Annotated in this window: 8 protein-coding genes; 5 read left to right on the forward strand and 3 right to left on the reverse strand. The window is 70.7% G+C overall.

Going from position 1 to position 7,932, the window contains the following annotated elements; all coding sequences use genetic code 11:
- Nucleotides 1–6: 6 nt before the first annotated feature.
- Genes ABZ646_RS10630 through ABZ646_RS10640 form a run of 3 tightly spaced genes read right to left on the reverse strand, consistent with a single transcriptional unit; the run spans nucleotide 7 to nucleotide 2,778 of the window.
- Entirely contained in the window at nucleotides 7–918 is a 912-nt protein-coding gene (locus ABZ646_RS10630) for an ABC transporter ATP-binding protein (protein WP_360515694.1), read from the reverse strand.
- Nucleotides 915–1,823 (reverse strand): ABC transporter permease, encoded by a 909-nt coding sequence (locus tag ABZ646_RS10635; protein ID WP_360515697.1) that lies wholly within the window; start codon nucleotides 1,821–1,823, stop codon nucleotides 915–917. The genes ABZ646_RS10630 and ABZ646_RS10635 overlap by 4 nt, the downstream gene beginning before the upstream one ends.
- Entirely contained in the window at nucleotides 1,813–2,778 is a 966-nt protein-coding gene (locus ABZ646_RS10640) for an ABC transporter ATP-binding protein (RefSeq protein ID WP_360515718.1), read from the reverse strand. The genes ABZ646_RS10635 and ABZ646_RS10640 overlap by 11 nt, the downstream gene beginning before the upstream one ends.
- Before the next feature lie 251 nt (nucleotides 2,779–3,029).
- Between ABZ646_RS10640 and ABZ646_RS10645 the strand changes: the two genes are divergently transcribed.
- The 5 genes from ABZ646_RS10645 (at nucleotide 3,030) to ABZ646_RS10665 (ending at nucleotide 7,923) form a co-directional block, all read left to right on the forward strand.
- Nucleotides 3,030–4,790, forward strand: coding sequence for an SDR family oxidoreductase (locus tag ABZ646_RS10645; RefSeq protein WP_360515700.1), 1,761 nt, complete (start codon nucleotides 3,030–3,032; stop codon nucleotides 4,788–4,790).
- A gap of 155 nt (nucleotides 4,791–4,945) precedes the next feature.
- Nucleotides 4,946–5,521 carry an RNA 2'-phosphotransferase gene (locus tag ABZ646_RS10650; RefSeq protein WP_360515703.1) on the forward strand — a complete coding sequence of 192 codons (576 nt, stop codon included), beginning with the start codon at nucleotides 4,946–4,948 and terminating at the stop codon, nucleotides 5,519–5,521.
- A 19-nt stretch (nucleotides 5,522–5,540) separates the two neighbouring features.
- Entirely contained in the window at nucleotides 5,541–6,008 is a 468-nt protein-coding gene (locus tag ABZ646_RS10655; RefSeq protein WP_360515706.1) for a hypothetical protein, read from the forward strand.
- A 64-nt stretch (nucleotides 6,009–6,072) separates the two neighbouring features.
- Nucleotides 6,073–6,975 carry an LLM class flavin-dependent oxidoreductase gene (locus tag ABZ646_RS10660; RefSeq protein ID WP_360515709.1) on the forward strand — a complete coding sequence of 301 codons (903 nt, stop codon included), beginning with the start codon at nucleotides 6,073–6,075 and terminating at the stop codon, nucleotides 6,973–6,975.
- 60 nt (nucleotides 6,976–7,035) lie between these two features.
- Nucleotides 7,036–7,923: an HAD-IIB family hydrolase gene (locus tag ABZ646_RS10665; protein ID WP_360515712.1), complete on the forward strand. Its 888-nt coding sequence runs from the start codon at nucleotides 7,036–7,038 to the stop codon at nucleotides 7,921–7,923.
- Nucleotides 7,924–7,932 lie beyond the last annotated feature (9 nt).

Genomic DNA, 7,932 nt, shown 5'->3' on the forward strand with positions numbered 1-7,932 from the left:
GGCCTCCTACGCCGCGACCAGGTACGAGAACACGGATTCGAGGGACTCGTCGGACGGCGAGACCGTGAGCAGCCGGATGCCGTGGTCGCGTGCGACCTTCGGCAGCAGCGCGGTGAAACGGCCGAAGTCGACGGCCTGGATGCGCAGCGCACCCTCGGTGACGTCCACTTCGATGCCCGAGGTGGAGGGGTCCGCGATGAGCGCCGCCGCGAGCGCGCGGTCGTCGCTGGAGCGGACCAGGTAGCGGTGCGGGCGGTCGGTCATCAGACGGCGGATCTTGCGGAAGTCGCCGCTGGCCGCGTGCCGGCCGGCCACCACGACCTCGATGTGCCAGGCGAGTTGCTCGACCTCTTCGAGGATGTGGGAGGAGAACAGGACCGTCCGGCCCTCGTCGCCCATCCTGCGCAGCAGGTCCATCAGCTGCATGCGCTGGCGCGGGTCCATGCCGTTGAACGGCTCGTCGAGGAGGAGCAGGGACGGGTCGTGGACCAGGGCGGATGCCATCTTCACGCGCTGGCGCATGCCCTTGGAGTACGTCTGGATCTTGCGGTCCTGCGCGTACTCCATCTCGACCGTCGCGAGCGCCCGCTGGGCCGCCTTGGCGCCGAGGCCGTGCAACTCCGCGTTGGCGACCACGAATTCGCGGCCGGTGAGGAAGTCGTACATCGCCTCGCGTTCGGGGACGATGCCGATGTGCTTGTAGATCTCCTCGTTGCGCCAGACCTGCCGGCCGTCGAGGGTGACCGTGCCGGTGGAGGGGGCGAGGAAGCCGCCCATCATGTTGATGAGGGTGGACTTGCCGGCGCCGTTCGGGCCGAGCAGGCCGGTGACCCCGGGGCCGATGGTCATGGTGATGTCGTTGACGGCGACCACGTTGCCGAACCAGCGGGAGACGTGGTCGATGGAGAGCGTGGTCACAGTCCCACCTTCTTGTAGCGGCGCAGCAGCAGGCCGTAGGTCGCGGCGACGAGACCCAGGATGACGAGCAGGTACACCACGCCCTGGGCGTGGGTGGGTCCGTCGCCGCCCGGGAAGGTGTTGGTGCCGCCGAGGAAGGCGCTGCTCAGGCCGCCGATCAGCGTGACCGGTGAGAACAGGCCGATCCACGGGACGGCACTGGCGCTGCCCTGGGAGTCGGCGATGGCCTGGAGGGTGGAGACCGCGCCGTAGGAGATGGTCAGTACGGCGATCACGGCGGCGATGCCGAAGCCGCGGCGCGGGGTGACCGACGCGATGACCAGGCCGATGCCGGCGAACAGCAGGGACAGCAGGGCCGCCGAGACCAGCCCCTGGCCGAACCCCTTGCTCTGGTGGGCGAAGTCCATCTTGCTGAGCAGTGCGCCCAGGTACAGGACGACCAGCGGGGCGCCGGTGAGGATGAACATGGCGGAGGCGAGGGCCGCGAACTTGGCCCGGACGTAGTCGGCGGTCTCGATGGGCCGCGAGAAGTACAGCGGGACGGTCTTGAAGCGCAGGTCGCGGGAGACGGCCTGGGGTGCCTGCGAGGCGACGTACAGGCTGATCACGGCCTGCATGATGATCGCGTACCGCGAGTAGGTCACCGGCAGGTCGTGCGCCTTGGTGGCGACGGCGACGGCGACCATGATGGCCGCCGGCACGCACATCACCGCGAACAGCAGCATGGGCAGGACCTTGGACTTCACCGAGCGGCCCAGGCCGTAGGAGCCGCGCAGGGTCTGCGAGTAGAGGGAGACGCGGGCGTAGGCGCGGCCGAGGCGCGGGCCGTCGTAGCCGCGGTAGCCGATGTCGTGGATGCGGGACTGGTCACCCGCGGGGGTGGCCAGGGGCTGCTCAACCGCCATGGACGGCCGCCTCCTTCCGCTGCTCGTCGCTGCTGGTGAACACTTCGGAGATGTGGTGTCTGCGCTGCTCCATGCGCACCAGGCCGAGGCCCAGGTCCGCGACGACGTCCCGGACCAGGTCGTAGGTCTCCTCGCCCTGGGCGGTGAGCAGCAGGACGTGCCCGGCGCCGGGGAGACCGGCGCCCTCGTTGTCGGTCTCGACCCCGCGCGCGGTGAGCGCGTCGCGCACCGCGCGGGTGCCGTCGGGGTGCTCGTCGCTGTCGGTGACCTCGATCGCGAGGGTGGTGGTGGTCTGCGTGAAGTCGGTGGTGGAGCTGGAACGCAGCAGCTTGCCGCCGTCCACGACGACCACGTGGTCGCAGGTGCGCTCCAGTTCGCCGAGCAGGTGCGAGGTGACCAGGACCGAGATGCCGAAGTCCGTGTGGATACGGCGGATCAGGCCGAGCATCTCGTCGCGGCCGACCGGGTCGAGGCCGTTGGTCGGCTCGTCCAGGAAGACCAGCTGCGGGTCGTGCACCAGGGCCTGGGCGAGTTTCACGCGCTGCTTCATGCCGGTCGAGTAGCCGCCGATGGGGCGGTACCGCTCCTCGTAGAGGCCGACGTGGCGCAGGGTGTCCGCGGTGCGCTCGCGGGCGGCGGTGGGCGGCAGGCCGGACATCCGGGCCATGTGCACGACGAACTCGGTGGCCGAGACGTCGGGCGGCAGGCAGTCGTGCTCCGGCATGTAGCCCACCCGCTCGCGGATGGCCGCGCCCTTGGTGGCGACGTCCAGGCCGAGCACCTCGGCGCGGCCCTCGGTCGCGGGGGACAGACCCAGCAGGATCTTGATCAGGGTGGACTTGCCGGCGCCGTTGGCTCCGACGAGTCCGGTCACACCGGGTCCGATGTCCACGGACAGCCGGTCGAGCGCGGTCACCCGGGGGAACCGCTTGCTCAGGCTTTCGGTCGCGATCACAGTCACAACGTCGAAGGTAGTGACCTGGACCACGCCCGGTCGTCAGACCCGAGAGCCGTCTTCACATCACTCTCGAGTATTACGGGGCCCTAGGGGATCCCCTTCCTGAGGGCTACGCAGAGTTATCCACTGCCCTGGTCGACCTATTGACGATGACTCTAACAACTGCCAGATTCACCCGTGTCACGTTACGGACGCGTACCGCAGTCGGGACGAGATCTGCCGCACCCGCGGCGCTGGACGGAGGACAGGTGACGGGCATCGAGGACGCGCGCGAGCGGCGGGTACGTACGGGCGGCGTCGACCTGTGCGTGCTGGAGCTGGGAGATTCGTCGGCCCCGACGGTCGTCCTCGTCCACGGCTACCCGGACAGCAAGGAGGTCTGGGCCGAGGTCGCGACCCGGCTGGCCCACCGCTTCCACGTCGTCCTGTACGACGTCCGCGGCCACGGCCGCTCCACCGCCCCGAAGCCCCTGCGCGGCGGCTTCACCCTCGCCAAGCTCACGGACGACTTCCTGGCGGTCGTCGACGCGGTCAGCCCCGACCGCCCGGTCCACCTGGTCGGCCACGACTGGGGCTCGGTCCAGTCCTGGGAGTTCGTCACGGTGCGGCGCACCGAGGGCCGGATCGCCTCCTTCACCTCGATGTCCGGACCGTCCCTCGACCACTTCGGGCACTGGATCGACGCGCGCGTGAAGCGTCCGACGCCCCGCCGGGTGGGCCAGCTCCTCGGCCAGGGCGCCAGGTCCTGGTACGTGTACCTGCTGCACACCCCCGCCGTCCCCGAACTGGCCTGGCGCGGCCCCCTCGGCAGGAGCTGGCCCAAGCTGCTCCAGCGGGCCGAGCGGCTGCCCGCGGGCGACTACCCGACCGCGTCCCTCCGCTCCGACGCGGCCCACGGGGCCTGGCTGTACCGCGACAACGTCCGGCCCCGACTGCGCCACCCGCGCGAGGACGCGTACGCGCACGCGCCCGTGCAGCTGATTACTCCTTTGGGCGACGCGTTCCTGTCCGAGCGGCTCTACGACGACCTGGAACGCTGGGCGCCCCGACTGACCCGGCGCACGTTGCCCGACAAGCACTGGATCCCGCGCACCCGGCCGGACCAGGTGTCCGCCTGGATCGAGGAGTTCGTGCTGGCGGTCGAGGAGGACCCGGAGCGGGAGCCGAGGCGCTCGGATGCGCACGCCCAGCGTTTCGGGGGTCAGCTGGTGCTGGTCACGGGAGCGGGCAGCGGCATCGGGCGGGCGACGGCGCTGGCCTTCGCGGAGGCGGGCGCGCGGGTGGTGGCCGTGGACCGGGACGGCGCGGCAGCCGCCCGCACCGCCGAGCTGGTCCGGCTGGCCGGCGCGGCGGACGCGTGGGCCGAGACCGCCGACGTCTCCGACGAGCAGACGATGGAGAAGCTCGCGGAGAAGGTCCACCGCGCGTACGGCGTACTGGACGTGCTGGTCAACAACGCGGGCGTCGGGCTGTCGGGGTCCTTCTTCACGACGACGCCGGAGGACTGGCGGCGGGTCCTGGACGTGAACCTGTGGGGCGTGATCCACGGCTGCCGGCTCTTCGGGGCCCGGATGGCGGAACGCGGGCAGGGCGGCCACATCGTGAACGTCGCGTCCGCGGCCGCGTATCAGCCCTCCCGCGCCCTGCCGGCCTACAGCACGTCCAAGGCGGCGGTCCTCATGCTCTCGGAGTGCCTGCGCGCGGAACTCGCCGACCGGCGCATCGGCGTGAGCGCGATCTGCCCCGGCTTCGTCAACACGAACATCACGTCGACGGCCCGCTTCACAGGGGTCGACGAGGCGGAGCAACGGCGTCGGCAGCAGCGGTCAGCGCGGCTGTACGGGATGCGGAACTACCCACCGGAGAAGGTGGCTTCGGCGATCCTGGACGCGGTGGCACGCAACCGGGCGGTGGTGCCGGTGACCCCGGAGGCACGGGGGCTGCGGGCGCTGTCGCGTTGGGCACCCCGGGTTGCGCGCAGGCTGGCAAGGGTGGAGCCGAAGTTGTGAACCGTACGACGGCTCGTTGCACGAAACCCCTTGAATCGCCCAGCGGTTGTCCACAGTAACCTCAATTCCCCTGTGGATAACCACACTTGGTTGTGGATCAAACCTCCCGCGGAAAATAACTGCGTGATCCGCGTCTCCCCCGGCACTCTGGTGACGTGAACGACAAAAAGACCATCAGACAGAACGAGGAGCGGCGCACCGTGAAGGTGTCGAAATACCTCTCCAAGCACCTGCGCCACCAGCCCGATCGCATCGGGCTGACACTGGACGAGGCCGGCTGGGTGGAGATCGACACCCTGCTCGCGGCGACCGCGGCACACGGGTTCCCGGTCAGCCGCGAGGAACTGGACCGCGTGGTCGCCGACAACGACAAGCAGCGCTTCGCGATCGACGGCACCCGGATCCGCGCCAGCCAGGGCCACACCATCGGCGTAGACCTCGGCCTGCCCCCGGCGACACCGCCGCCGTACCTCTTCCACGGCACCGTCGCACGCAACCTGGACGCGATCCGGACCGCCGGCCTCAAGCCCATGGACAGGCATGACGTACACCTGTCGGCCGACCGTGAGACCGCGACACGGGTGGGTGCCCGGCGCGGGCGTCCCGTCGTGCTGCCGGTCGACGCGGGCGCGATGCACCGGGACGGCCACGTCTTCCACCTCAGCGCGAACGGAGTGTGGCTGACGAAGGCCGTACCACCCGCCTACCTGCGCTTCCCCGAAGCTCACTGAGCCCGGCATCATGAGTGGTATGGACCATTCGGGGTACTACCGGGAACACCTGCCGACGACCGAGGCGGCCGTCGGCGCTCTCCAGGTGATCGCCGCCCAGTACGGGCGGGAGATCGAGGTCACGCACGACATCGGCGCCGACCGGACCTCACGGCGCACCGCGGCGGGCTTCGGTGTCGTCACGGACCCGGACGGTTCGCTGCCGCACGAGGCGTACGCCGAGTTCGGCGGGCTGCCCCGGGTGAGCGTGCGGCTCCATCCGGAGGACGACGCCCTGATCACGGTCGAAGGGGTCGAGTTCCACGACGTCCCGCGTGACGACGTGCCCGGCTTCCTGCACTCCGTCTTCGGCGGCCTGACCCACGTCCGCGCCCGCCGCTTCCCGCCCTCGGCCGCGCTGGTGGTGCCGTTGCCCGGAGACCGCACGTACCGGGAGCACCTCGCCGCGAGCCTGCTCACCCCCTGGCTGAGCAGCCGCATACGGTGACCGTTCGCTGCCCCGTCGGTGACCGTTTCGTCCCCTGCCGGTGCGTCCCCTTAGTCTCGGACCCATGAGTCTGCGCCTGAGCACCGTGATCCTGCCCTACCGCCGCTGGAGCGAGGGCGGCTCCTCCGCCTGGACGCGCGCCGAGGAACTGGGCTTCCACACCGCGTACACCTACGACCACCTGTCCTGGCGCAGCTTCCGGGACGGCCCGTGGTTCGGTGCCGTACCGACGCTGACGGCCGCCGCGGCCCGCACCGAGCGGATGCGCCTCGGCACACTGGTCACCTCCCCGAACTTCCGGCATCCGGTGACGCTCGCCAAGGAGCTGATCTCCCTCGACGACATCTCCGGCGGCCGCGTGACGCTCGGCATCGGCGCGGGCGGCACGGGTTTCGACGCCACCGCACTGGGCCAGGAACCGTGGACCCCGCGCGAGCGGGCCGACCGGTTCGCCGAATTCGTGGCCCTGCTCGACCGGCTGCTCACCGAGGACACGGTGACGTACGAGGGCGAGTTCTACTCGGCCGGTGAGGCACGCAACATCCCGGGCTGTGTCCAGCGGCCCCGGCTGCCCTTCGCGGTCGCCGCCACCGGCCCGCGCGGGCTGAAGCTCGCCGCACGGTACGGCCAGGCATGGGTGACCACGGGCGACCCCAAGCTGTTCGAGACGGGCACGCCCGAGCAGTCCTACGAGGCGCTGGGCGGGCAGCTGGGCAGGCTCGCCGACGCCTGCGCGACGGCCGGCCGGGACGTGTCGGAGCTGGACCGGGTGCTGCTCACCGGCTTCACCCCGGACCGCGACCGTCCGCTGCAGTCGCTGGACGCCTTCGTGGACTTCGCCGGCCGGTATCAGGAGCTGGGCTTCACCGAGCTGGTGATCCACTGGCCCGTCCCGGACTCGGTGTTCGCCGCCGAGGAGAAGATCTTCGAGCGGATCGCCATGGAGGCCCCGGCCCAGCTCGGCTGAACCCGCTCCGGAGTCGTCTGTGTCTCATCCGTGCACACTGACGCACTGCCGTGCGGGCATATGCGCGAGAATGGCCCGGTGACCTCAGCGACCCGACAGCCCGAGACCCCTGCCTTCGCGACCCCGCCCCGGCTGATCGCCACCGATCTCGACGGCACCCTGCTGCGCGACGACAAGTCGGTCTCCATGAGGACGGTCGCCGCGCTGGCCGCCGCCGAGGAGGCAGGTATCGAGGTGTTCTTCGTCACCGGCCGTCCGGCCCGCTGGATGGACGTCGTCAGCGACCACGTCCACGGCCACGGTCTGGCGATCTGCGGCAACGGCGCCGCCGTCGTCGACCTGCACGGCGGCCCCGGAGCCCACCGCTTCGTGAAGGTACGCGAACTGGCCAGGGAGAACGCGCTGGACGCCGTACGGCTGCTGCGCCAGGCCGCGCCCGGCACGGTGTACGCGATCGAGCAGACGTACGGCTTCCACCAGGAGCCGGCCTATCCCAAGCTGCACATGGAGATACCCGACCATCTGCTGGCCGCCGAGGACATCCTGGCCGTCGACGGCCCGAGCGCCGGCGAGCCCGTGCTCAAGATCCTCGCCTACCACTCCGAGCTGGACCCCGACGCCTTCCTCACCGTCGCCCGACTCGCCGTCGGCGAGCGCGCCACCGTCACCCGGTCCAGCCCCAGTGCCCTGCTGGAGATCAGCGGCCCGGGCGTCTCCAAGGCGAGCACGCTCGCGCTGGAATGTGCCGAACGCGGTATCTCGCACGAGGAGGTCGTCGCCTTCGGCGACATGCCCAACGACGTCGAGATGCTGACCTGGGCCGGACAGTCGTACGCGATGGGCAACGCCCACCCCGACGTCATCGCCGCCGCCTCCGGCCGCACGGTCGCCAACAACGACGACGGTGTGGCGGTCGTGATCGAGCAGCTGCTGGCGGCCCGCGGCTAGACCGTCCGG

The organism is Streptomyces sp. NPDC007162, from assembly GCF_040634175.1.
Lineage (GTDB): Bacteria > Actinomycetota > Actinomycetes > Streptomycetales > Streptomycetaceae > Streptomyces.